Origin of the sequence: Sediminicola arcticus, assembly GCF_040566695.1 — a bacterium.
Taxonomy (GTDB): domain Bacteria; phylum Bacteroidota; class Bacteroidia; order Flavobacteriales; family Flavobacteriaceae; genus Sediminicola; species Sediminicola arcticus.
The window spans coordinates 223842-250445 of sequence record NZ_JBEXAE010000002.1 but is presented as its reverse complement, the minus strand read 5'-3'; the positions used below and the strand labels follow the sequence as shown (position 1 = coordinate 250445).

General features: G+C 38.8%; 17 protein-coding genes, 1 other RNA gene and 3 pseudogenes. 15 read left to right on the top strand and 6 right to left on the bottom strand.

Going from position 1 to position 26604, the window contains the following annotated elements; translation table 11 throughout:
* Nucleotides 1-19: 19 nt before the first annotated feature.
* Nucleotides 20-1225, bottom strand: coding sequence for an NAD(P)-dependent oxidoreductase (locus ABXZ36_RS04900; protein WP_354614364.1), 1206 nt, complete (start codon nucleotides 1223-1225; stop codon nucleotides 20-22).
* Nucleotides 1226-1516: 291 nt separating this feature from the next.
* On the opposite strand from ABXZ36_RS04900, the gene ssrA reads away from it, so the two are divergent.
* The 3 genes and pseudogenes from ssrA to ABXZ36_RS15800 form a co-directional block, all read left to right on the top strand.
* Nucleotides 1517-1915, top strand: a transfer-messenger RNA (tmRNA) gene (ssrA, locus tag ABXZ36_RS04895).
* Between the two features lie 309 nt (nucleotides 1916-2224).
* A complete protein-coding gene (locus ABXZ36_RS04890; RefSeq protein ID WP_354614363.1) occupies nucleotides 2225-2752 on the top strand; it encodes a phage integrase SAM-like domain and Arm DNA-binding domain-containing protein in 528 nt (175 codons plus the stop codon).
* Nucleotides 2753-2844: 92 nt separating this feature from the next.
* Nucleotides 2845-3039: pseudogene (locus ABXZ36_RS15800) on the top strand (methylated-DNA--[protein]-cysteine S-methyltransferase); the annotation flags it as partial.
* Nucleotides 3040-3124: 85 nt separating this feature from the next.
* On the opposite strand, the pseudogene ABXZ36_RS04880 reads toward ABXZ36_RS15800, so the two are convergent.
* From ABXZ36_RS04880 to ABXZ36_RS04870, 3 genes and pseudogenes are all read right to left on the bottom strand, one after another.
* Nucleotides 3125-3444: pseudogene (locus ABXZ36_RS04880) on the bottom strand (type IX secretion system membrane protein PorP/SprF).
* Nucleotides 3445-3461: 17 nt separating this feature from the next.
* The gene (locus tag ABXZ36_RS04875) at nucleotides 3462-11810 is read right to left on the bottom strand and encodes a T9SS type B sorting domain-containing protein (protein ID WP_354614360.1); all 8349 of its coding nucleotides are present in this window, start codon (nucleotides 11808-11810) and stop codon (nucleotides 3462-3464) included.
* 226 nt (nucleotides 11811-12036) lie between these two features.
* Nucleotides 12037-12117: pseudogene (locus ABXZ36_RS04870) on the bottom strand (DNA-binding response regulator); the annotation flags it as partial.
* 470 nt (nucleotides 12118-12587) lie between these two features.
* Here ABXZ36_RS04870 and ABXZ36_RS04865 point away from each other — a divergent pair.
* A complete protein-coding gene (locus ABXZ36_RS04865) occupies nucleotides 12588-12866 on the top strand; it encodes a YegP family protein (RefSeq protein WP_354614715.1) in 279 nt (92 codons plus the stop codon).
* A 50-nt stretch (nucleotides 12867-12916) separates the two neighbouring features.
* Here ABXZ36_RS04865 and ABXZ36_RS04860 read toward each other — a convergent pair whose 3' ends face one another.
* Nucleotides 12917-14893, bottom strand: coding sequence for an aconitate hydratase (locus ABXZ36_RS04860; RefSeq protein WP_354614359.1), 1977 nt, complete (start codon nucleotides 14891-14893; stop codon nucleotides 12917-12919).
* Nucleotides 14894-15166: 273 nt separating this feature from the next.
* Between ABXZ36_RS04860 and ABXZ36_RS04855 the strand changes: the two genes are divergently transcribed.
* Entirely contained in the window at nucleotides 15167-15301 is a 135-nt protein-coding gene (locus tag ABXZ36_RS04855) for a hypothetical protein (RefSeq protein ID WP_354614358.1), read from the top strand.
* Between the two features lie 442 nt (nucleotides 15302-15743).
* The gene (locus ABXZ36_RS04850; RefSeq protein ID WP_354614357.1) at nucleotides 15744-16295 is read left to right on the top strand and encodes a ferritin; all 552 of its coding nucleotides are present in this window, start codon (nucleotides 15744-15746) and stop codon (nucleotides 16293-16295) included.
* A gap of 1188 nt (nucleotides 16296-17483) precedes the next feature.
* On the opposite strand, the gene ABXZ36_RS04845 is transcribed toward ABXZ36_RS04850, so the two are convergent.
* Nucleotides 17484-17618: a helix-turn-helix domain-containing protein gene (locus ABXZ36_RS04845; RefSeq protein ID WP_354614356.1), complete on the bottom strand. Its 135-nt coding sequence runs from the start codon at nucleotides 17616-17618 to the stop codon at nucleotides 17484-17486.
* A gap of 565 nt (nucleotides 17619-18183) precedes the next feature.
* Here ABXZ36_RS04845 and ABXZ36_RS04840 point away from each other — a divergent pair.
* The 9 genes from ABXZ36_RS04840 (at nucleotide 18184) to ABXZ36_RS04800 (ending at nucleotide 26475) form a co-directional block, all read left to right on the top strand.
* Complete coding sequence (locus tag ABXZ36_RS04840; protein WP_354614355.1) at nucleotides 18184-19566, top strand: NAD-dependent succinate-semialdehyde dehydrogenase; 1383 nt, start codon at nucleotides 18184-18186, stop codon at nucleotides 19564-19566.
* 90 nt (nucleotides 19567-19656) lie between these two features.
* Complete coding sequence (locus ABXZ36_RS04835; protein ID WP_354614354.1) at nucleotides 19657-20403, top strand: SDR family oxidoreductase; 747 nt, start codon at nucleotides 19657-19659, stop codon at nucleotides 20401-20403.
* A gap of 112 nt (nucleotides 20404-20515) precedes the next feature.
* Nucleotides 20516-20941 (top strand): DoxX family protein, encoded by a 426-nt coding sequence (locus ABXZ36_RS04830; RefSeq protein ID WP_354614353.1) that lies wholly within the window; start codon nucleotides 20516-20518, stop codon nucleotides 20939-20941.
* A 36-nt stretch (nucleotides 20942-20977) separates the two neighbouring features.
* Nucleotides 20978-21970, top strand: a complete 993-nt coding sequence (locus ABXZ36_RS04825; protein WP_354614352.1) for an NADP-dependent oxidoreductase — start codon at nucleotides 20978-20980, stop codon at nucleotides 21968-21970.
* A gap of 44 nt (nucleotides 21971-22014) precedes the next feature.
* The gene (locus ABXZ36_RS04820) at nucleotides 22015-22647 is read left to right on the top strand and encodes an SDR family oxidoreductase (RefSeq protein WP_354614351.1); all 633 of its coding nucleotides are present in this window, start codon (nucleotides 22015-22017) and stop codon (nucleotides 22645-22647) included.
* Between the two features lie 56 nt (nucleotides 22648-22703).
* Nucleotides 22704-23216, top strand: a complete 513-nt coding sequence (locus tag ABXZ36_RS04815) for a VOC family protein (protein ID WP_354614714.1) — start codon at nucleotides 22704-22706, stop codon at nucleotides 23214-23216.
* 366 nt (nucleotides 23217-23582) lie between these two features.
* Nucleotides 23583-23963 carry a ferritin gene (locus tag ABXZ36_RS04810; RefSeq protein ID WP_354614350.1) on the top strand — a complete coding sequence of 127 codons (381 nt, stop codon included), beginning with the start codon at nucleotides 23583-23585 and terminating at the stop codon, nucleotides 23961-23963.
* A 329-nt stretch (nucleotides 23964-24292) separates the two neighbouring features.
* Complete coding sequence (locus tag ABXZ36_RS04805) at nucleotides 24293-25219, top strand: mechanosensitive ion channel family protein (RefSeq protein ID WP_354614349.1); 927 nt, start codon at nucleotides 24293-24295, stop codon at nucleotides 25217-25219.
* 716 nt (nucleotides 25220-25935) lie between these two features.
* On the top strand, nucleotides 25936-26475 hold the full coding sequence (locus tag ABXZ36_RS04800; RefSeq protein WP_354614713.1) for a helix-turn-helix domain-containing protein: 540 nt from the start codon (nucleotides 25936-25938) through the stop codon (nucleotides 26473-26475).
* Nucleotides 26476-26604: the final 129 nt, after the last annotated feature.

Below are 26604 nucleotides of genomic sequence, written 5' to 3'. Positions count from 1 at the left end.
AAAAGAAAGTGTTTGCATATTATTCCTTGCCATCCACAAAATCCTGCAGGTAGGCATAACGTTCGGCAAGTTTTCCATTCTGGGTCATTCTGGCACGTAATAGGACACCGTCTTCATCATCATTGAAAAAAGCAGGGATTACATGCTTTAGGAAAGCCTCTCCAAAACCAACACTGGCATCTCTTGGCAATTCGCAAGGAAGGTTATCCACTGCCATAACGGCTATAGCCTTGTCATTTTTAAAATCTACCTCTTTTTCCGATTGTGGATCATATCCGTAAATGGGATCTGCTATTGTTGAAGGTCTTATAGTTGTTGCTACCGGACCATCAATATCACAACTCACATCTGCAACTACTTTAATTTTGAATTCAGGATGCTTGGCATCTTCACGGCTGTACAAATAAGGGGCCCCATCTCCATAGAAATGTCCGGCTATATAAAAGTCAGTTACCTTGGTAAACCTAATAAAATTACTCTTATACTCTTCTGGATGGGCAAAAAATTCGGCTTTGTTGCCGCGTACACCGTCCTTGCGTTTGTTGTATTCAGAGGCATCGATCTGGCAGTAGACGGGCTCCTGAAAGTCATCGTGTATATACTCCTCCACGTTTACCTTTTTTAGTCCCATGGCCTCCAACATTTCTTTGGCCCCGTTACCTACCCTACCCCTTCCTGTGAGCAGTATTTTAATATTGGGAAGTTTTATATTTTGCAATTCCGCGATCAGGGCCTTTTGGTCCTCCAAAATTTCTGCTTTTGGTAATTGAAACAAATTAAATTTAAGTCCGTATGTCCTAATACCGTTATAGGCTCCCACGATTCCGGCATAACGCCCAAAAGCTACCAAACGTTGGCCTTTAGGATTACTAATGACCTCATGATCATATAGCTCTATGCTCTTAACTAAAATCTCCTGAATAAGGTCCCTATTGTAGGGTTGTTTTTTAATGGTATGGGAAAAAAAGAAATATTTTTTATTGGGAAGTAAATCTTCCATGGGAACTTCCTTAACACCTAGAAGCACATCACACTCCTCCATTTTTGAAGCCACCTCGAAACCCTTATTGGTATATTCCTCATCCCTGAAGACCCTGATGGGCGATGGCTCAACTATAATAGTGGCATTGGGATACATACTTCTTAACTTTATACAAGCCTCGGGTGAAAGTACCACTCTCCTATCTGGAGGATTCTTACGTTCCCTGATAATTCCAAATTTCATAGAGAAAGACAATTTATAACTTTAGGAAGCCATTAAGTTGTAAATGTAACATATGACATGTTGACAAGCAAAACTTTTTTTGGAATACTTTTTGAAGTACCTTTGCCAACCGCGTTAGAGATAGAAGCGGTATCTTTTTTTATTTTCTCTCCACTATGTTGGGGAAATATGAAAAAAATACAGCGAATAGCCCACCCTTTTTTTAAGAGACCTGCAAGGTTTTTAAAAAAAGGAACGCCAAAAAAGAGTTCATTGATACATATAATACTGGAACACTGTTCCAACTATTATGGGGCCGACTGGTTTTGACAGCGAGACCAATTGGAATGTAAGCATGCCGAGCGCTGGGCTACAGCTCGTAAATCTCATTTTCCACACTTTTTAATTGGCGAAAATAATTACGCTCTTGCCGCTTAATCCGAATCACAGTAGGATTTAGCCTCGTCCCTACAAGGTAGGGAAGCGAGATGTTTCTGGGAAGCCCTTGTTGACGGCGTCCCTTTCAGAAGCACCATCAAAGTCAACATAAGGGTAGTGAAGCTTTGACACTATCACCAAAACTTAAGAAGATAAGTGTGTATTAGGCTGTTTTTGGTCAGGTGCACATCGAAAATCAATCAAAAACTACGCATGTAGAAGGCATTGTAATTGCTTGTTTGGACGAGGGTTCGAATCCCTCCGGCTCCACTAGAATAGTAACAAAACTATTCAAAAACCCCTTAATCATATGATTATCAGGGGTTTTTGTTTTTTACGGTATCAAATGAATCGTTTTAAAACCTTATTTTATGTGACCTATTCGGTGAGTACTTTTTTTATTTAAAAACACTCACCGATTTATTTGTAATCAACTGATATTATGTTAATTATGAAATTTGTATTTTCATTTTTTGTACCTTTATTTCTGTTAAAAAAGATACGAAAATGAGCCATTCTTTCTCACAGTTATTTTACCTCAAAGGGAAACATTTTGAAAAAGATGTAAAAGTACCTATATAAGTGCGTTTGACAGTTAATGGGCAACGTAGCGGACTGAGTATTTCCCGTAAAGTTGAGCCCGAGAAATGGAATGCCAGAACAGGAAAAATGCGCGGAACGAACCTCGAAGCAAACGAATTGAATTCGTATTTAGATATTATCAGAAACAAAATAAACAAGATTCATGCTCGACTTGTGGACGAAGGCAGACCCTTTTGCTCTTCGGACATAAAAAATCTTTACTTAGGCAAAGGAGAAAAAATCAAAATGCTAGTACAGCTCTTTGAGGAGCATAACCTGCAAATGGAAAAATTGGTCGGGGTTGAATTTGCCCTTGGTACTTGGAAGCGATATCACACCACCAAAAACCATTTGAAGGAGTTCTTAAATACCGAGTACGGGAAGGACGATGTTCCACTTCGCGATATCAATTTAAGGTTCATCAAAGGGTTCGAGTACTTTTTAAAAATTACCAAAGTCTGCAATCATAATTCGGCTTTGAAATATGTCAATAATTTTAAAGCCGAATGGCAGTCGCCAATGACTTGATATCTAAAGATCCATTCTATAACTACAAAGTTCAATTTAAAACTGTGGAGCGTGATTTTCTTTCCAAAGAGGAACTACAAGACTTAAAAGAAAAAGAAATAGCTGTAAAAATAGAAAGACCAAAAGCTTTCAGGGTAGTTGCCTCAGCAAACGGACTTAATAGAATTTCAATAATCATTCCTTGTCATCAAGTAATCGGGACAGATGGAAAATTGACCGGATATGTTGGTGGATTGGTGAGGAAACGTTGTCTACTGGATCACGAAAACGGAAAATCTAGCATATAGCTCAGGCTTCAAATTTGGTAACGTAGATAGTCCCGTTAAACGAACGTGACTGTTGCAGAACTCCGATAAATATCAATTTTTACCTTTACCAATGTTCGGAAATCCGTGCTCCCTGTTGCTTCGTATACCCGTTGGAGTCGTTGTATAGAAAGACACCAATTCCAGATCTTTCCCCTATCCTTATATCCGCAGCCAGGGATTGGATCCTAGGTGCATCCTTAATCCGACCAATTGCGCAAGGCCGTTCAACCTAATCTTAACGTGATCACCAACACCTGCGAAGGCTGGAGAGAGCACAAAAGGATTATCAGCCAAATATTGTGAAAGCTGGGGCAAATTAAGCTCCTGGCCCTTTGCTGAAAGCGCGGCTAGAATTAGCAAAATGGTCAAGGCTATTTTAGGCATGATTTTTAGGTCAAGTTTTATCGGTAAAGGGTAAAATGTCCAAAAAAATCTCTTTGGTAATCCTCCTCATTAAATTGCACAACGTACCAATAATCCCCAGTAGGCAGTTCCTTTCCTTCATAAGTTCCATCCCAACCTTCAATATTGGATAACCTGGCCACAACCCTACCGTATCGATCGTAAATCTTTACCGTCAAATTGGGGAAATATTCCGTATTACCGAGCTTCCAAAAGTCGTTCTTACCATCGCCGTTCGGAGTATAGAAATTGGGCATTTCAATATCGATGAATTCCATAAATATATTGGCGATTGCCTCACAGCCATTTTCATCCATGACCCTCACTTCATAAGTGCCTGTTCTACGAATGCGGAAGGTATTATCGCCCCCCATGTCAATCCCATCTAAATAAAAGGTATACTCCAACCTTCCTCCATGGGCAACCGCTGTTATTTCATTCACGTTTCTTTGTTCCAAGGTAAGGGTCAAAGGGTCATAGTTTTCCATAAAGAATCCAACGGTCTCTATACAGCCGTTTGCGTGTGCAATGGTAACGTAATGGTCCCCATGGGCAATGTTTCTGAAATTTGGATCAAGTTGCATGTCCTCCGGATCGGTAGTATCAAGGCCGTACATTACCTCGGCCAATACCGATTGGTCCTCTAATATGATATTGACATAATTATTTGGAGTGTTCCCAATACATTCATAGACCGGTTCTACCGTTGCCCTAATGTTAACACCAGGGTCAATGGTAGCAACAATATAGGTTTCACAATCTTTTGCATCCTTTATAAAAATCAAATAATCACCTGCCGAAAGATCGGAAAAGTCCGTTCTGCCCAAAATATAATCCGTATCGGCATTGGAGTTTATGGCAGTACTATAGGGAGCAGTGCCCCCACTGATGGATAGACTGATCGACCCATCTGCGCTTCCGACACAGATCTCCGGGGCGGTTGTTGCGCTTACCTCTATAATGGCAGGTTCGGAAATAGTATATTCGAGATACTCAAAGCATCCATTTTGATCCTGTGCTATTACTGCATAATCACCCGGAGCCAAGTCAGTAAATATATTTATCGAATCGAATTTATCCAGATTGGGCGATATGGAATAGATATATCCCCCTGCACCTCCTGCGAGGTTTACCATAATAGTTCCATTTTCTTCACCGAAGCAGCTAACATCTACCACCTGGTCGGTATATGTTAAAGGTATAGGCTCTTCAATAATGACTTGTTCCGGCGTGGTCGTACAATCTTCACTTATTACATTGACCCAATACGTGCCGGCCACAAGATCCTTAAATTCACCAATACTCTGAGGCCCGGTCAATCTATTGGCAGGTGCAATACTGTTCAAGTACAGTTCATATTGGTAATTGCCCAAACCTCCAGATGCCACTGCACGGATTACAGCAGTGTTTTCACCTGTACAATTGATGTATGCAGCCGTTTTATCCACGGTCAGGATCAAGGGCTGGATCGGGTTTTCGGTAATTGCATTTGAAACGATTGCCTCACAACCATTTATGGCATCCCGAACATAATATTGGAAGGTTCCGGCCCCCAAAACTCCAAAATCCAGTATTCCCATTGGATTGCTTGTCATTGGTAGGAAGGTCATATTGTCGGAACTATATTCATAGGTTCCACTTCCACCGGTCGCTGTAAGTTCAAATTCGACACCTGTTGTGCAGGTCAACGGATCTGTTCTAACCAATGAAGCAAATACTATGGGAGGCTGCGTGATGGTAACTTGATTGGTTTCAACATCACAGTTCCAACCGTCTGTTACCGTTATACTATAAATACCAGCTCCTAATCCCATGAAGGTATCGGATGTTTGTTCACCTGAGGTAAATACTATCATAGAACCGGCATCATCATAGTAATTTAATCGATATTCATAATTACCGCTTCCCCCACTTGTAACTATGGCCGTAACCGTAGCATTATTATCATTATAACAACTTAACATGGTTGTTAATGGAATTGCATTGGCGACAATTGGTATTGCCGGAGACAACACTTCAGCATCTATAAAAACACAACCAAAATTATCGGTAACCTGAACATTAAAAATCCCGGCAGATAGGCCGGTGAACAATATTGCCCCTACATTACTGATATTATACACTTGCCCGGTCGTAGTATTCGTCAATACAATATCATAAGGTGCATACCCACCACTAGGGTCAACTAAGATTTCACCCTGATTATTTATACATTTGGCCTCGGACACTGGATCAACAATAGCGGTCAATGGCATAATGGGAGTCCCAATGGTAATTACATTGGAGTCACCCAAACAGAATGGGAATTCAGTTTGGGTTACCCTTACAAAATAGTTCCCACCAGATAATCCATCTATCGTCAAAAGATTTGTGGCCGTATTTCCTAAAACTGTTTGACTTCCAATTCCCGCCTGTGTAAATACTTCATAGGTATAAGCTCCGGAATATCCCGCAATTTGGATATCCAAGGCGCCGTTACCATACCCAAAACACGTAACAGGTGAATTGGTAGTGGCCGATACCTCCATTAGGTCATAAGGGGCGATATCATAGGGTATGTCAATATAGCAACCAGTAATATTATCGGTTATTCGAAAGGTATAATTGCCAACCGCATTAAGGCTATAAGAGGAAGATGTGCTGGTCGGCGACCCTGTTAGTATTCCATTGGGGTTTCCAAGTGGCAACAGCTCAAAAGAATAGGAATTGGCAGGATTACCATCATCGGTCACTGTAATTAAAATTTCTTCGGGACCGGCACAAGAGATTGCACTGATTTGGGAAATGGCAGCGGTAAAAGTATTTATGGGGATTATGGTCTGTGTAGGCAAGGCAAAAAGACAACCGTTGGCATCCCTTATTACGATATCATAATTGCCCGCATTTAGTACTTCATAGGTAAAAATGGTCCCAGAAGTAGGCAAGAAATTACCACCGTTTACACTATAGAAATAATTAGGGGTACCAGTGCCAGAAGTAATGGAAACCTCAATAACTGCCATTTGTTGTGCATTGTTTACATCACAAGCAAAAGCTGTTACATTGGTAATGGCTGCAGTAAGGGGCGTTGGCTCACCTATGGTCACTTGGTCCACGGCAATACAATTCCGGTTGGACGTTACGGAGATGTCCCACACTCCAGCAGTAAGTCCTGTGAACAGACCTGTACTTTGCGAAAAACTGGAGGCTCCATTGGTGATTTCATAAAAGTATGGCGGATTATCATTTACTCCCACACTTGAGGACTCAAGATTTACAGCGATACTCCCGTCCGAACCACCAAAGCAACCAACATCGGTCCAATCCGCGGTCAACAAGGTTATAGGTGTTGGTTCTTCCAATGAAATAGGGATCTCAACATAACAATTGGGCGTACCTAACGTATTGTCAGTCACCCGTAACACATAATCTCCAAAAGGAACCCCTATAAATTCATTTCCAGATGGACCAATCCCTGAAGGTGATAGGTCAGATTTTAATAGCTCGGCAGTATACGAACCTGATCCCCCTGTAATAGTGAAGGCTATAACTCCGTCATTCATTATACAGCTTGGTTGCACCATAACCAGAGTACTTGCCTGTAATTCCGGGGCAATCATAATACTCCTAATTTCACCACAACCATTACTATCCATTATTTCAAAAGTATGACTGCCAGAATTTAAACCGGGAATAGTAATCATGTTACCAACAGTGTTCAGGCCCGTAATAACCCTTGGGGCACCACCATCTACTCGGACGCCATATGGTGCAATACCAGCGGCTGTAAGTGTTATGTCCATTGCATAATTTCCTTCAGATCCAGCACATTGATTGTTTACGGAAAGGCTTATTGCTGGAGAAGGATCTGTTGGAACTATGACATTATACAATTGAATACAGTTATTCGCATCTTTGATATAAACAATATAGTTGCCTCCTTCCAGATTAAAGACATTCGTAGCATTACCTGTCCAGGTCGCCATAGTCGGAGGTGTGTCCGTTGATAAGGCGATCTGATATTCATAAGGTGCGGTACCAAACTGCCCAATGGCAGAAACTTGACCTGCATTTGAGTTACAGTTATCATTATTGATCAGGGATGCCGTAACCTCCAATGGATTTGTAGATTCTGAAATGGTAAAAATTTCAGAACCCACGGAGCAACCGTCATAGGTGCCGCCAACTTCATCGAATAAAATGTAGTAAACACCAGGCGCCAAGGGGCCAACATCGGCAACAGTTACCCCACCACCGACACTTGGAGGATTTACATTTATTGAACCTTTAATGCCCGTTGTGGTGTTGGATTGAAAATTAAAAATTTCATAATTGACATTTGTGGCATCGGGCGCATAATCGTCAATAGTAAAGCTTACATTTCCATCAGCATTTCCGGTACAAGTAATATTGTTAATAGCATCCAAGCTAGCTGTTAGGTTAGATGGTGAATCAATTGGTGTCTCCGCAGTTCCAAAATAATAACAATCGCGAGTTAAATCGTGTACGACGAAGCTGTAAGTTATACCCGGGATCAAACCGGTAAATGTTGCTGTATTCCCGCCCGGACTATCCGCAGATTGGTAATCATTTAACGGGTCATCCACATAAGGGGCTATAAAAGTTTCAAGAACGGCAAATTCATAATTACCGCTCCCTAAAATTGAATTTACGGTAATAATAGCCGTACCGCCCAAATTACAATCTACCGTTGTAGTGCCTACATTAATATCCAAATCGTCCGGAGGGGAAGCAATAATGTTGGTTGTGCGTACAGAACAACCGTTGGCGTCTACAACATCTAGCTGATAGATCCCGAATTCCAGAATGGCAAAGGTATGATCCTCTCCGCCTGCGGTTGTAGTATAACTATCCGAATGACCATTGTTTCCTGTGAGATAATAGGTATATTCCTTGGTTCCTCCACTGATATTGGTAACGCTAATGGAACCAGGGTCCGTGCCATTGCTAAGGTCACAGGTAATAGGTGTTACTAGGACATCATAGACAATTGGATCCGGCTCATCAATGATTATTGACTCCGTATTCGAACACGAATTTGAATCCGTAACGGTTACTTCATATGTCCCCGCTGGCAGACCTGAAGTCTGGGCACCATAAGAGGTAGCTGTTGTTACGTTTACTACGGAAATGGTATACGGTGGAATCACCGTTGTACCATCGATATTAACTTGAATGGTTCCCCCATTATCGCCGTTGCAAAGAATTTCGGTAGTCTGGACCAGTGAAATACCGGGTATTGCAATTGGGTCGACTATTGATGTGGTGATTACCGTACATCCGCTGGCATCGGTAATGTTAAAAGTATAGGTGCCCGCTGTTGGGACAACATAAGTGAAAGGAATACTGGTGACCGAGGTACTTGTTTGCTCCAAGTTTCCTTCCAAAAAAACTTCATAGGTGTAATTTGGAGATCCGTCTGCTATAGAGATTTCGATTTCCGCTTCGGGCGAAACACTACAGTCCAAACCTTTGACTAGGTTTGAAGTCGCTGTCAATGTGGGGAATATTTCCAAACTTGCCACATCTGTACAGCTCTTGCTATCTATGACTTCAATGGTATAACTGCCAGGTCCCAATCCCGTAAAATTGTTTCCTGATTGGTAAGCTCCACCGTTCAATCGATATTGAAAAGGCGCCGTACCGCCAGAAACGACATTTGCCGTTAAACTCAGTCCCGTAGTACTATCATAACATAGAGTATTAGCAATCAATTCCAAAACTGGAGGAGGAGAAGGCGTAAATGCAAAAGTTTGGGCGACTTCACATCCTCCGGCATCCCTAACTGTAACCGTATAGTTTCCTGAGGTATCGTTTAGCCCGGAAAACGTGTTGTTTCTCTGTGGTCCCGTACTAGATCCGGAAGGGTACATCAATTCGTATTCATAAGCGCCCCATCCACCACTGGCGGAAATCGTGACCGCTCCAGTGGAAGAACATGAAATCTCGGTCACGTCCAGACTTGAAATAAGAAGTGAGGAAGGTGGAGCATTCACGGTAACGTTGTCGGTTGCCGAACAGTTCGTTTCGGTATCAGTTATAGTAATGTTATAGGTCCCTTCGGCCAGACCGGTCAATGGAATGGTATTGGCCGTTACACCGGTATCCGAAAACTGAAGAGGTCCCGTTACCACATAGTCATAGGAAGTGATAAAACCACCCATATTAAATGTAATAGCTCCATCCGACAACCCAAAACAGGTAACGTTATTGTTCAATTGGCCATTTACGTTAATTGGTACTATAGGTGCAATAGAATAACTCTCTTGAAATACGCAGCCCTTATCATCCGTAACCTGAAAGGTATATGTTTTAGGGGATAGGCCTGTAAAGGTTGCATCATTACCATTATTTAACACCTCTGCAACTGGTGCAATAATTTCATAAGTAAACGGGGCATTGCCATCTACCACAGTAATTGTGACATCAGATACTAAGGTAGGGCAAACTGCCTGTGTGGAAGTAAATATTAAATCACGAGGTAGATTTAAAGGATCCAGAGTTATCGGATCGGTGGTCAGGGTGCATCCAACCGCATCCCTGATCGTTATGGTATACGTACCCTCAGTGAGTCCTATAAATCTTTCAGCGCCCGGACCGGAGAAAAAATTCACGCCATCAATGCTGTATTCATAAGGCGCCGTTCCACCCGATACATTTTGCGCCTCTATGATTCCATCTTGAGTACAGGTATAATCCTGAATTAAAACAGCATTACCGTTAAGGGCATTAGCTTGCCCGGAAATGGTATGATATTCAAAATAATCACAAGAAGCACTTCCTTTCCGCTGGTTTATGACAATGGCGTAATCCCCTACCGATAAGCCTGGGAAATTACCCGATGTATTTGTAGCCAGGGCATTATTATAATTATAATTCTCTTCATCAAATGTGGCCGCATCAAAAAGGTAGTAAGTTAGCTGGTACCCATTACTATTGACAAGATTGAATTTTATAGCCCCGGAAGAGTCCCCAAAACAGACAACATCGATTACCGAAGTGGCATTATAATCGGCTGCTGGTCTAAACTCAATGCTTACGGTATTCGAGATGGCAGGACAATTATATCGGTCGATTACGACGAAGGTATAATCCCCGGGATCATAGATATCAAAGATCTGGCTTGTCTGGTATGCCGAAACCGGAATATCGTCGACCGAGGGATAAGAGATCATGGTATCCCCATCTTCATTGACATAGGACCAAATAGCATAGGTATGTGGCGTTTTTCCTCCGCCAGAGCTCATAAGGATATTACCCTCCTTGCAGGTAATGTGCTGTGAAACCCGTGTTTTTAAATATAGGTTGCTATTGTTAGCTATTGTTACTCGTTCAGAGTAGGAACAGCCATCATCTGTTTTGGCTATGGCTATATAATTTCCGGGATTTAGATTGCTAAAAGTAAAATTGTTGTCGGGTTGTGCAGTCTCGTCATCTAAAAGTGTTCCTAAACCTCCATTTGACCCATCGTCCAATCGAATTTCATATTCGTAATTAGGGAATACATTGTTTACTTGGATGTTTATGCTACCCAGTATGTTACAACTTTTGGGCAATGTACTTACCGATACTTGAAAATCCCGATCCAGAATATCGATATCGGGCGTACTATAGATACAGGCCCCAGCAATGGGTGTTCCAGTATTGTCCAATTGTACCGCCTCTACCCGATAGCTTCCGTTTTGCCCTGCGGCAAAGTCATAGGCGGGGCCATTGTTACTACTAAAAGGGATAATGACCGCATTGGTTGCCACATTGACCAATTGGTATCCATAACCGTTGCCCAAATTGGTAATGGTAATGTTTCCCTGGGCGGTACATACAATATCTTTCTTGCTGTACTGAATGTCCAAAGTATTTTGGAAAACGTTAAAATAGTAGCGGCTAGGAAATCCGTTCTGGTCATTGACCACTAAACGGAACTCACCTGCCGTAGTGGCCGTAAAATTTGGGCCGGAAGCAACCTCGTTCCAAGTACAGCTTAGGTTTTTATTGGCGCAATTGTTATCAGAAACTGCACAGCTCCCCTCATCCAATTGTTGCCATACCATGCTTTGTGCATCTAAAATGTTGACCTGTAATAGCTGGCTATCATTGATTCCGCAAAGAAAAATTTTGAGTAACGATTCCCCATTGTTACTGCACTGTACAATCTCTCCCCGTATATCGTTCGCGGGATCGGCATCGCCATTTATAGCATTGTAATAGTCTATAATATAGTTGGTCTGTGAGAGGGTAAAACGTTCAACGGTGGCCTGCGCTACTTGCCCATTGGATGTAAAAAAATAACAGGTGAATAGCACATAAAGTAGTAACGGCCATTTATAATGGAGTTTATCTGAATTCATAGGTTGGTTAAGTTTGGGACAAAACTGAATTAAAATCCAATTAATTCTTTTTGAAAAGATTAATTGAACCCAATTGCATAGAATTAAATATCATACTTATGGGGCAAAAGCGTAAATAAATGTTGTGAAAAGTACTATTTGAGTGGTGATAAACCCATTTTTGAGTTACTCAACGATTTTTTTTAATAATTATTGTGCAAATTTGGTTTGAAGTCCAATCTCAAAATTTCTTGGTAGATAGTATGACGACATTGGCTTGATCTGTCACCAATTTAATATAGTCGCCAAGGCCTTCGATCCATTTTATGAAGTACAAATTTTATTTGGTTCCATATGATACCGAATGAAACCATTTTCTATCTTGACAATGTTTCCTATATAGAAGGTAATTCTGGGTTATCAACAATTGAAAATCCAAGGTATAGGGAAATTCGTACAGGAAAAAAGGCAGATTTCAATGTATGGATTGTCTTAAGTGCATTTCGGTGTTTTATTATTTCGTTAAAACGATTGGTATTACATTTAAAATACTTTGTCAAAAAACGTTCGTTCTATGAAACTGAAAGAAAGAACTAAAAATATCGTTTTATTGATTTTTATTAAAACAACTCAATAAATACAAAAAATTCTAGGAGTCAAAAGAATTTAAATAGTAGAGTATCATGGTTCCTCCAAAATCAAAAAATCCTTGACTTGGTTAGATTAATAATCTTAAATCAATCCACAATGGTCAAATTTGTAATTAATAAGGATAAGGTAGATTAATTTAGATTTAACCTGAAAGCTGGCAATGGTGAAATAATACTAAGCAGTCAAGGGTATATCGCCAAATCTTCCTGTGAAAATGGTATTGAATCCGTGCGGACACATTCCCAAGATGACAATGTGTTTGAAAGAAATGCTGCTTCGGACGGCAGTCCCTACTTTAACCTAAAAGCCTCTAATGGCCAAGTAATCGGGACAAGTAAAATGTACTCGGGTACTTCCGCCATGGAGACAGGAATAGCTTCCGGGAAGGCTAATGTTCCAAGTGCTACTATCGAAGATAATTCTTGAATTAATTATGCCCATATGTTTTTGACTATCTGAAGTATCACCAAGGTGGATCAACTTTTCGATGAAGTGAGTTTCTCCTTGAAATCGTTTATTACCCCACCCTTCAGCAATAATGCTATTTGTCTATCGCTAAGACTTTGCTTAGTGAAAATTTCGATAGTATTGTTCTTGTTTTTTACCTTTACTCTTATTCGATGTTTATTCATTATATCTTCCCTTAGGTTTTTGAACTCGATTAAAGCCCCTTGTTCGATATCGTTATAATTCTGAGGGTTTTCAAATTCTAAAGGAAGAATACCGAAATTTATCAGATTCTGCCATGCGATCCGTGCATAATCCTTAGCAATGACGGCTACTTGGCCTAAATATTTTGGTGCAATCGCAGCATGTTCCCTACTACTGCCCTGTGCGTAGTTCTCTCCGGCCACGACGATATGTCCACCATACTTTTCTTTGGTGAGCAAGGCCCGGTCATAAAATGTTTCATCGATTACGGAATAGGAGAATTTACTTATTTCAGGAATATTACTTCGAAACGGAAGGACTTCAGCACCTGCTTTCAATATTTCATCTGTAGAGACATTGTCTCCCATTTTTAATAGTACGGGAACTTCGTATGTCGATTTTAGTGCATTCATTTCTGGAAGAGATTTAATATTAGGTCCCTTTTTAAGCTTAATTTTGGTATTATCCTTGGTAGGCGGCACCAACATATCCATATTGATGATTTCCTCATCTGGGAATTCATATTGCGGATATTTCATTTCGAACATATTTTCAAGATCTCTAGGGTCTGTAATTTTTCCTGTTAAAGCGGAGGCAGCAGCAGTTTCAGGACTACATAGATAGACCTGGTCGTCTTTTGTTCCAGAACGGTCCGGAAAATTACGGGGCATCGTCCGAAGACTTATAGTGCCGCTTGCCGGAGCTTGTCCCATACCAATGCAGCCCATACATCCGGACTGGTGATAGCGCGCGCCTGCCTTTATCAGATTGGCAAAAGTTCCGTTTTTTATCATGTTCTGAATAATCTGTCGGGAAGTGGGATTGATATCGAAGGATACTTCTTGGTTTACGCTTCTATCCTTTACAATGGCACCTACCATCCAAAAATCCCTCAGTCCAGGATTGGCGGAAGAACCGATGACCACCTGACTGATTTTTCTGTTTTCTACATCGCGAACGGGGACAACATTGCCGGGGCTTGTGGGTAAAGCGATTAGAGGAACCAGTTCGTCCAGTAGAATTTCATGCTCCAAGTCATAAGAGCAACCTTCATCCGCTAAAATCTCGGTCCAATCGCCTTCCCTTCCCTGGGATTTCAGAAAGCGACGGGTTTCTCCATCACTTGGAAATACCGTTGTAGTAGCACCGAGTTCCGCACCCATGTTCGCTATGACATGCCTATCCATGGCACTCAAATACGTTAATCCATTCCCATAATACTCTATTATATTACCTATACCCCCTTTAACGCCGAAACGACGTAACATTTCAAGTATGATATCCTTAGCGCTTACCCAATCGGGAAGTTTGCCCGTCAGTTTCACGCCCATTATCTTTGGCATTTTTACAAAATAGGGTTGCCCAGCTATCGCAGCGGCTACATCTAAACCACCTGTGCCAATGGCAAGCATTCCCAAAGATCCCGCGGCGCAACTATGACTATCGGAACCTACTAGGGACTTCCCTGGAATTCCAAAACGTTCCATATGAACTGGATGGCTCACTCCGTTGCCAGGCCTACTATACCATAGCCCAAATTTTTGAGCTGCCGAATACAAAAAAAGATGGTCGTCCGCATTTTTAAAATCGGTCTGTAATAAATTATGATCTACATATTGCACAGCCACTTCGGTCTTTGCACTATCGAGACCCATTGCCTCTAGCTCTAACTGCACTAGAGTTCCTGTAGCATCTTGCAATAATGCCTGATCTATCTTTAATCCAATTTCTGTTCCTGGGTCTGCCGACCCGGATATGAGATGAGATTGTATCAATTTCTGTGCAACGTTCAATGGTTTCATTTTTTTGTTTTTAGAGACTACGTTTAACTTGTGTGCTCGAGAAGTCTGTAAAGAAGAAGTATCACAAAATTAGGAATTCCGACAAGTTTTTTATTCTTCATATAATATATGAATTTCTGGACTCATAAAAAAATGAGAACGAAAGAACTTCTACTAAAGGTTTCAGGTTCTGCTTCTTGAGATTCTTTTAACATAGGTTTAACCCGTGTTAACGGAGCGTTCGCTTCCTATATCGTATATTATGCTTGGTTGTAAATCAATAAAATAGAAACAATGAGCGACCAAAGAAAATTCAAGAGGAAAGTAGAACAATCAAATCCTACGAATCCGTCTGGGGGTACCGATACTAAGGATAAGACATTTGATGTTGATAAAAAAACTATAGATAAAAACCAAAGTAAAAAATAGTCTCAAAACGAACAATGTAACCGCACTGTTTGGCTAGGAAATTTTAAGTGAATCAATTTGTGACGAAGGAATAAATTTTCAAAAAAACTTGAATCAATTCAGTTTACTTTTAGAAATCAACTGAATATAAATTGAATCCATACTTGTTCAAACGAAGGTCACGGGTAGTCAGGTTGTAGAAGTAACTGTAACGAGGTAAGTGTTTTCCATCCGTTCGCACTTACAACAAACTCTACGTCTTTGCTTAATGCAGAGATCAGTCACACTGCAATATAACAAGCATTGATCAATTTTTGATTCTCAAAAAAATAAAAAGAACCAACAACAATAACTTTTAGCAGTTATTGTTGTTTAACTAATACTGCGGGTTTTATTTGCATATCCAGTTATAACGATTCGCTTTACTATATTTTAAAAAATCACCCTATTAAAATTATATCAGATGAAAACTAATAGACTTTCGGATAAGCTCGCAGCTGCATTAAATGATCAAATGACAAAAGAAGCGCATGCTTCGCAAATCTATTTATCATATGCCTCATGGGCTGACAACGATGGATATAGTGGCATTGCAAATTTTCTTTTCCGGCATGCAGCGGAAGAACGTAATCACATGATGAAGTTGTTTGAATACATTTTAAAAAGAGGCGCAAAAGTGAAAGTGACTGCCATCCCTGCTCCCACAGCCGACCCTGTAAGTGTAAACAATTGTTTTGAAAAGGTGTTTGAGCATGAAGTAAGTAACACTAAAGCCATTTATAACTTAGTAAAGTTGTCCCATACTGAAGAAGATTGGGCTACATGGAATTTCTTGCAATGGTTTGTGAAGGAACAGACAGAAGAAGAAAATCTTGCTATCAGTTTATTAGATAAAATTAAAATTGCAGGCGGCGAAAAAGCCACAATAGATACACTGTATTTATTCGATAAGGATTTAGAAAATACTCCGGATGATGCAAGATTAGCGCAGGAAGCAACAACTGCTAATCCTTAATAAATAGGCTTCAGGATTGGTGAAAGGCTTGGGCTTTTTATTAATCATTTGAATGAATGTTCTTATGAAACCTGCTTAATCGCAGTAATGAACCTAGTAATTAAAGCAATATGAAATAGTAGTAATATAAAACAAAGCATAAATAGTTTGATTAATTACTGTATTTTTCTTTAAAATAAAAAGATGTTGAATGGTAGATATCATAACCAATTAATATCAACTCTTATAATTTTTAGTATCAGAATGCCTCATTAGTTTACTTGGGGTAGAGTCATATCTGGCCTCAATTTTTAATGATTTGCAGCGAAAAATCTGTTTGGCTTGTTAAAAAGTCACCTATTCGGTGAGTATAGAAACTATAAACTCTCGAAACCCCTATACATAAGCGCTTCAAGAGAAAGGTTCTAGACCCTCCGGCTCCACGACACTCAAAAATACGCAGCAGACTAAAGGCAAGAAAAAATGCCAAGCTTGCTTCAGTATTTTTAAAAACTTTTAGGATGCCCGTTATGTAAACAACGGGTATTTTTATTTGCAACATTGCGAGAATTAGGGATATGTAATCCTCCGGCTCCACTTTAAAAAAAACGTAACAAATTGATATTAAATATGTTATGGTTTTATTTTATTTTAGATAACCATTAGTCAACTATAATAAATTTAGTGCATAATCCTTAATTATATTGTGAGTATATAATTGCTTAATAATATCTCTATTCATTTTGCCATTAATTTTTTTTAATATTTCACATCAATTAATTCAAATGTTAGCAAATAATAACTTTTTAAAAGTATCTGCCAATTCAGGATCATCCAAATAGTGCTTATAATCTAAATATTGATTTTTTAGGTTTATCGCATCTTTAAGATTCTTACCACTATATCTTTTAAGAATGTTTGTTTCTCTATTTGTAAAATCTATTCTCGATTTATCTAAATAATCTAAGCTTATTTCCAAAATATTATTTTCTGTGATAGACTTAGTATCAATACGAAATAAATATCTTTTGTCAAAAGAATCTAAATAAGGATGATTATGAGTTAGAATACAAAACGCTTTATCACCCTTTTCTCTTGAATTGCAATCTAGAAACTTTGCAAAAATTTGATGAATGGAAAAAATTAAAGATCAGTAGTTAGCATCTAGTACTTTCTTTTGATACAACTTTTTGCAAAAGACCAATTTGGTTATTGAGATATTGAATATTTATTTCGAAATTCTCTGGGATTAACATCTGTAATTTTCTTGAAAATACGATCGAAATACGATTGACTTTCATAGCTCGAAGCGTAACAGACCTCACTCACAACTTTACCGGACATCAAATCTCTTTTTTACATTACCATTTCTAAAATATAAAATACCTTTTTAGAGGGTGTCCTGTTCGTGGTCTCTTTTGGTAGTTTCGTTAATTGACCTTTTACGGGATTAAAACTGTTTGTAAAAATCCAAAATATTATACCCCCAAAGTTCTATTAGGCAGAGATGAATAATTCATTTAAATTGGATATGATCATTAACCATATATTCTTATGATAGTAATAACTATACTCAATTGCCAGAAAGTTTAGAGTAACTTACCTCAAAGGCAAAATTACATACGGACAGCTAGAAAAGAGAACAACGTTAGCTATTTTCACAAGTAACCCTCCACCTCATTTTTTTTTACGCAATATATATTGGCCAGTATAAGAATCATATAACTATTTCCAATCATTGTGTAACACACTAATCTATAATGTTCCTAACTTACCTAAAGTCATTTAATCAGTTTTGACTTTAGCTATTGTGATATTCTGTGTCATGAAAGTGAAGTATGTTTTTGGATATGCTTTCAAAACAATAAAGGAATATTTCCCATACCACGTAATTAAAAACTTAATCAATATGTCTATACAAACAGTTAATCCAAACACAAATAAGACAGTAAAATCGTTCGAAGAAATGACAGAAAAAGCAGTTGATGCCAAGGTTGCAAAAGCGCAAGGAGCTTTTGTGAAATGGAAGGAAACTAGCTACCAACAGCGGGCTGATTTATTGCACAAAGTAGCCACCCTTATGCGAGCTAAAAAAACAGCACTAGCAAAAACCATTACACTAGAAATGGGCAAACTCCTTGCCCAAGCAGAAGGAGAAATCGATTTGAGTGCTAATATCCTTGATTATTATGCGGATAATGGAGAAGCGTTTCTTGCCGATAAAGTACTCGACCCAGAATATGGAACGGCGATCATTCGTAACAGTCCCATTGGAGCTTTATTAGGTGTGATGCCTTGGAATTTCCCTTTCTATCAAGTAGTGCGATTTGCAGCACCTAACATTATGGTAGGCAATACTATTTTACTTAAACACGCCTCCAACGTTCCACAATGTGCTACTGCCATTGAAGAACTCTTCGAAGAAGCAGAGGCTCCTAAAGGATTGTATACGAATCTATTCATCTCCGGCAGACGTGCATCAGCATTGGTTTCTGATAAAAGGATAAAAGGCGTTTCCTTAACAGGAAGTGAGGAAGCCGGTGCAAGTGTTGCTATGGAGGCAGGAAAACACTTGAAGAAGGTGGTATTAGAACTGGGTGGCAACGATGCGTTCATTATACTGGAAGATGCTGATGTGGCAAAAACAGTAGAATGGGCAGTTGTAGGAAGGATGAATAATAATGGTCAAAGTTGTATTGCCTCTAAGCGGTTTATTGCCGTGGAAGCAATAGCCGATGAGTTTATTCAAAAATTCAAGGATGCATTATCAAAATTAAAATTAGGTGATCCGATGGATCCTGCTACTCAATTAGGTCCCTTAAGCAGTGAAGGAGCAGCCGAGCATTTGGCAGATCAGGTCAATCGTTCAGTTGAAGGAGGTGCAAAAGTGTTACTGGGCGGTAAACGCGCAGACCGTGAAGGTGCATTTATGGAACCTACCATACTTACTGATTTGAACCCAGGCATTGCTGCTTATCATGAAGAATTATTTGGTCCTGTAGCTTCCTTCTATGTGGTAAAAGACGAACAGGCTGCCATTGATCTGGCCAATGATTCTGATTTTGGTTTGGGAGGTTCCATATTCACACAAGATATTGAACGCGGAAAAAGAATAGCTGACCAAATAGATTCGGGCATGTTATTCATCAATCATCCTACCTGGACACAAGCCGATTTTCCTTTTGGCGGAACAAAACGATCAGGTTTTGGCCGTGAACTATCGGAGTTGGGGATTCACGAGTTTGTGAATAAGAAACTGATTCGGGTAAGTAATCTGAATGATTCCTTCTAGTAAATGCCAAAAATAATCCTTTTGTGCCATTAATACTGCTATTAAAGATTTGAACTCAAACTAAATTCTCAATCTAAAATTAGTTGTAAAATGGACATTAAAAGTAAAGTAATAATAATAATAATAACGGGAGCCTCAAGTGATATTGGGGAAGCAGCAGCCTTAAAACTATCGATGAATGGTGCCAAAGTAGTGCTTTCAGCACGTAGAAAAGATAAGCTGAACGAGCTTAAGAAGACCATTGAGAAAAAAGGAGGCGAGGCGCTAGTAGTCATTGCTGATGTTACTAAGATGGTTGATATGGAAAAGTTAGTCGATAAAACACTGGAAGAATATGGTACTGTACACGCAATAATTAATAATGCAGGCTTGATGCCGTTGTCTTTTGTGAAGAATCTGAAGACCGATGAGTGGGAGAAAATGGTGGACGTGAATATCAAAGGAGTATTAAACGGTGTAGCCGCTGTACTTCCGACCCTTATTAAAAACAAACAAGGTCATATTATCAATATTTCATCGGTAGCAGCCTATAGATATTTCCCAGGTGGTGCAGTCTACTGTGCTACGAAGGCAGCGGTGAAAATGTTTTCCGAAGGCTTACGACAGGAGTTAGCTCCAAAGTATGGTATTTGCGTTACCTCCATTGAACCCGGAGCTGTAGCTACAAACTTAATGGATACCATAACAGACGAAGATATTTTAGGTAAACTATCAGAAATGCAGAAAATGACTATGCTCGCACCAGAGGATATTACGGAAGCGATTTATTATGCTCTAACGCAACCGAGCCGCGTGAACATAAATGATGTCTACATCATGCCTACAGAACAACAGTAAGCTACGCTTTCCTTTAGTGAAGACTAGCGTTCGGACTTCGGTAGGGAGTCATCAGAATTGGGGATTCAGGAATTTACGAATAAAAATACCTGTGAAAATAAAATTTAAACAGATGAAAAGTAATGTAAAAACCTCTCTAACGCAAAATATTTTTAGAATACTACTAGCTCTTTTTATGGTCTATGCCGGATTTAGTCATCTTACTTTTAATAGAATCGATTTCCAGGCTCAAGTTCCTGATTGGGTTCCATTGAGCAAAGATTTAGTGGTCGTATTATCAGGTATTGTTGAAATAACATTAGGTCTGATTTTACTGTTGTGGAAAAAGCAGCGAACGACTATTGGATGGTTCTTATCCATATTCTTTGTCCTGGTTTTCCCAGGTAATATCGCCCAATACCTTGATGGGAAAGATGCTTTTGGCGCTTTAAACTCGGATACTGCCCGATTAATCCGGCTCTTCTTTCAACCTGTTCTCATAGCTTGGGCACTTTGGTCTTCTGGTGCATGGCAAACCTGGAGAAATTCTAAAAAATAAACAACATTATTAATCACGAAATAAAACTAAACTTATATGAAAGCCTTACAGATAGTAAAATACGGAGACCTCAAAGACAGTTTAGCTGTTAGTGTAATCGAAAAACCATCGGTAAAACCAAAGGATATTCTAGTGCAAGTCAAAGCAGCTTCTCTAAATCCTATTGATTACAAACTGGTAGAAGGTAAATTGAAAGATATGGTATTACTAGACCTACCCGCTACTATTGGCTATGATATGAGTGGTGTTGTGGTTGAAAAGGGTGCAGATGTTACTGATTTCGAGATTGGTGATGAAGTGTATTCCAGAGTGCCACAAGAACAAATGGGTACTATAGCTGAATTTGTAGCAGTACATAGTGATCTGGTTGCAAAAAAACCAGAAAACATATCTTTTGAACAAGCATCCGGATTACCGTTAACTGGACTAACGGCAATCCAAGCTTTAGAAAGTGTTGGAATTAAAGAAGGCGATAGAATTCTTATTCATGCAGGTTCTGGTGGCGTAGGGAGTTTTGCCATTCAGTATGCAAAGGCGAAAGGCGCTATAGTTTATACCACCACAAGTACCGAAAATGTAAACTGGGTTAAAGCTTTGGGAGCCGACCGTGTAATTGATTATAAAACGGAGGATTATAAGGAAGTCGCTACTAATTTAGACATCATTTTCGATACTTTGGGAAGTGATTACACCTTCGATGCTTTTGGGATTATTAAAGAAGGTGGAAAAGTAACTACTATAGTTGGTCCACCGGACGAGGAAACAGCAAAACAAATGGGTATGACCGATTATAAGTTACCTGCGAAACTATCAAAACTTATTGAAAAGAAATCAGCTACTTATAAACTTACCTGGATGCAACCTAATGCAAAGCAACTCAATGATATCAAAGCGATGGTTGAAGATGGAGCTATAAAGCCAATAGTAGACCTAATATATTCTTTCAAAGATGGAATAGACGCCTATGAATATCTGGCTACTGGAAGAGCAAAAGGAAAAGTAATCATAAGCCTGGCTGATATGTCTTAGTATTGAGCTAATTGACATTATTATAACCAAATAAAAAAATAATCGTGAGTAAAGAAAAAAGTGTATTAGTTGCCGGAGCAAACGGCACAACAGGAAGAATCATTATTAATTTGTTAAAAGAATCAGATGACTATCAGCCTATAGCTATGATTAGAAAAAAAGAGCAAAAAGGTCACTTTGAAAAGCAGGGAGTATCAACGGTACTTGCTGATTTGGAGGGAGATTTAAGCCACGCTATGAAAAATGCGGATAAACTAATTTTTGCTGCCGGATCAAAAGGCAAAAATGTAATAGGGGTAGATCAGGAAGGGGCAAAAAGTCTAACCGATGCTGCTAAGCTGGCAGGGCTCGAGAAGTTTGTGATGTTGAGCTCCATGGGAGCAGACAACCCAGCTGTAAGTGATGATCTTGAAGATTATTTGAGAGCAAAGCAAAATGCAGATGATCATCTAAGAGCAAGCGGTTTGAGTTATAGTATTGTTAGACCTGGTTCACTGACAGATGACGATGGAACAGGTAAAATCGAGTTAAAGGAAAAGTTAGAAAAACGAGGAAGTATCTCAAGAACAGATGTGGCTAAAACATTAGTTGAAGTATTGGAAGACGATGTAAAGCAGAACCAGACTTTTGAAATTCTAAGTGGGGAAGTGCCAATAGAAAAAGCTGTTTGCCCCTGATAAAAATCTGCAGATTCAAGTAACAAGGTCGATTGGTTTTCAAAAAACAATAAATTATTACGCAGAAAGAGACATACCCAAAATCGTTTTCCCATATCGGAATTACAGTACCGGAAATTGCCAAAGCAGTTGAGTTTTATTCAGAAGTGATGGGCTGGTATACCATCATGCTCCCATCTAAGGTGAAAAAAGAAAAAGATACTGCCATCGGGCAAATATGTATTGATGTATTTGGAGATGAGTGGGATGAATTCGAAATAGCGCATATGTCCACATCGGATGGCATTGGTATCGAGTTATTTTCATTCCCGCATGGGGTGAAAGAAGCTCCAGCATTCAATCCTTTTAACACGGGGCTTTTCCATTTCTGTATTCAGGATCCAAATATAGAAGCGTTGGTAAGTAAGATCGTTTCATTAGGAGGAAAACAGCGCATGCCTATTCGTCAATATTATCCTGATGACAAACCCTACAAAATGTGCCATGTGGAAGATCCATTTGGAATCGTATTTGAAATTTATACGCACAGTTATGAATTAACCTATTCTTCTGGAGCTTATCAAAATTAAAAACAGTATGCAGTACTGTAAGTACGTCCATACCTTCTAAAGGTATGAAATTCAGATAAATGCAAACTACAAAAAACCAACAAAATATGAACGACCATAACTTTAAAGACTTGAAAGCAATTAGCTGATTTGAATGTGGATAAAAAATCAATTATCAAAGAAACATTTTAAATTAACTCATTAAATAAAAAATCACATGAACACGAACAGACTTTCAAAAACTATTGCAGCAGCTTTGAATGCACAAATGACAAAAGAAGCGCATGCTTCGCAAATATATTTATCTTATGGAGCATGGGCAGACAAATAGGGATTCGGTGGTATAGCCAATTTTCTTTTTAGGCATTCACAGGAAGAACGGACCACATGATGAAAATATTGGAATATATATTAAAAAGAGGTGCTGAAGTAGAGGTGTCAGCTATTCCCGCTCCGCCGGAAAATCCGGTAAGTATAAACAACTGCTTTGAAAAAGTATTCGAGCACGAAGTGGACAATACAAAAGCAGTGCACAAACTAGTAAAGAAAAGTCTTGATGAGGAGGACTGGGCTACATGGAATTTTATGCAATGGTTTGTTAAGGAACAAGTGGAAGAAGAAACCCTCGCGATGAATTTATTAGATACAATGAAAATAGCTGGTGGTGAAAAAATGAGTAGTAATGCTATGTACACATTTGACAGAGATATGGAAAATACATCTGATGAATTAACTGCAGCTGAAGATGTGACTAGCGAGAACCCCTGAAAATTTAAGGAGTTGACAGAAAAATCATTACGTAGATTTTGACGGAAAAAAAAGGTAAAATGATTGTAAAATCTTAAAAATGAACACATTTAAAGCAAACTAACTCATGCACGATCACACTTGGCATTGGGGAATGGGAATGGACCGGGGAGTGTGGCTGATACCAATCCTTATCATATTAGTAACCCTGTATTTTGTGAGGTTTAGAAGAAAATATTGAAAGGCAAAATCGGAGTAGTAATTGTGACAGGAAGCACTGAAATGAAAGGGCTCATCTTTAATTCATGAAGTTCTACCCCATTAAATAATAGTAAATTTAGAATAGGAAAATGATACAGGACATAGAATCGCAAGTAGCGGAACCCATACAAACGGTAGTGCAAAAGTTAGAAGGTTGGCTTGATACCTTCATAGGTTTGATACCCAATATGGCAGTAACCTTATTGTTATTGATTATCTTTTTTGTGCTTGCCAAACTTGGAAGTAAACTGTTTAGAGAACTTTTCTCCAAAGCATCAAATAACGAAGCATTAGAACATTTATTCTCCACTATAATTTATGGCGCAATCTTGAGCATTGGGCTTTTTATTATGCTTGGTGTACTCGGACTAGATAAGGCTTTAAATTCATTATTAGCAGGAATTGGTGTGATAGGTTTGGCATTGGGTTTTGCTTTTCAAGATATCGCTGCAAATTTTGTTTCGGGTATTATCCTGGCCTTTAGGAGACCTTTTAAAATTGGGGAAATTATAGAAGTAAAGGATATAATGGGTAAAGTAACCCGAACTGGCTTGCGCGATACAGCTATTGAGACTTTTCAGGGCCAAGAAGTTTACATTCCAAATAAGGACTTTTTACAGCATGCCTTTTACAATTTTTCTGTCTTAGGAAAAAGGCGGATTGATATAGTTATAGGAGTTTCTTACGCAGATGATCTTGAGAAGGTCGAAGATGTGGTACTAAGCGCAATTAAAAATTTAGAAGGGGTCATAGATAAGGATAAGATAATTTTTGACTATTCTGAATTCGACTCCAGTTCGATCAATTTTAATATTCGATTTTGGATAGAATATCCTGGAGAACCCAGCTACTTTACCATGAGAAGCAAAGCTGTTAAAGCGATTAAAAGTGCATTTGATGAACAAGATATTACTATTCCATTTCCAATTCGGACATTGGACTTTGGCATCAAAGGCGGGCAAAAACTCTCCCAAATGGAATTGAATACGAATGGAGTAACCAATGAAGTAAATTAAGATCACAAGTTTATGAAAATAGCAATGTACTAAAACGGTCTATCAGATTCCTTTTAATTGTTAATCTATAAAATACAGTTTTGAAAAAAGAAGTCGACATCTCTCTAACACAAAATATTTTTAGAATACTATAATCGCTATTTTACGAGTAGGTGGGCTCAACGACCCTTTTTAACAGGCACAGCAATACTAATAATAAAAGCATTAGCAACTATTATAGAATGGAGATGATGTCTACATTCTTGCAGTTATAGGTGTTTTGAATTCAATCTAAATCTTTAAACCAAAATGAATTATACAAATGAGGATTTGAGCGATGTCGTAGCCTACCCCTTTGTTGATTCTTTTTTTATTTTTCGAATACTCGTAGTTGAGTTTTTAAAAATTCATAATACGCTTCAAGCTATGTTTCGGATATTTCGCTATGGTTATAGTTTAAAAATATCGGAGTTTCGAGTAAATTAACGTAAATTTAGGGGGACTCTATTTGAAAGGCAAGGGTCAGATTCAAAATAGCCACCAAAAGCTGGTCCTCGATTTTTTTGTTCTGCATTGTCATATAGTATTCCTATCCTGTAGAAGATAACTATATATTTGCCTTTGTTTTTTATATGATTTCGAGAAAGAGCTATATAAATCAAATTTTAATGCTGACAACGATTCGCTTGCTTTAAGATAACTAATATAAAAACCCATTGTTTCTGTACATCAAATACATGGTAAGTTTGCGCTGTAAGATGGTCGTAAGGCAGGAACTACAGAAGCTTGGCCTGCATTATGTCAATGTAGACCTTGGAACAATCGAGGTCTTGGAAGATATCACTGATTTACAAAAAGAACTATTAGATATAAACCTAAAGAAATTTGGGCTGGAACTACTTGACGACACACGTAAAATTCTCATTGAAAAAATCAAGGCGGTAATTATCGAAATGATCCATTATTCCGATGAATTGCCCAAAGTAAACTATTCGGACTACATCAGTGAGAAACTCGGTTATGATTATAACTATTTGGCCAGTACTTTTTCCGAAGTAAAGGGAGTCACCATTCAGCAGTTCATCATTATGAACAAAATTGAACGGGTCAAAGAACTTTTACTATATGATGAATTAAATCTTACGGAAATCTCCTATCGGTTAAATTTTAGCAGTGTTGCCCATTTATCGAATCAATTCAAAAAAGTTACCGGACTTACCCCAACCTATTTTAAAAAACTAAAAAAGAAGCGTTTTAAAAATTTGGAAGATTTATAATTCCTAATTAAAAAAAGTCATATAAACCTACGTCAGCCATTCTATGGGACTGTTTTAGAAATGCATCTCTACGATGTGGGAATACTGTAACTCTTTGTCCTTAAAATGTAACGCCATAAATAGGAATTC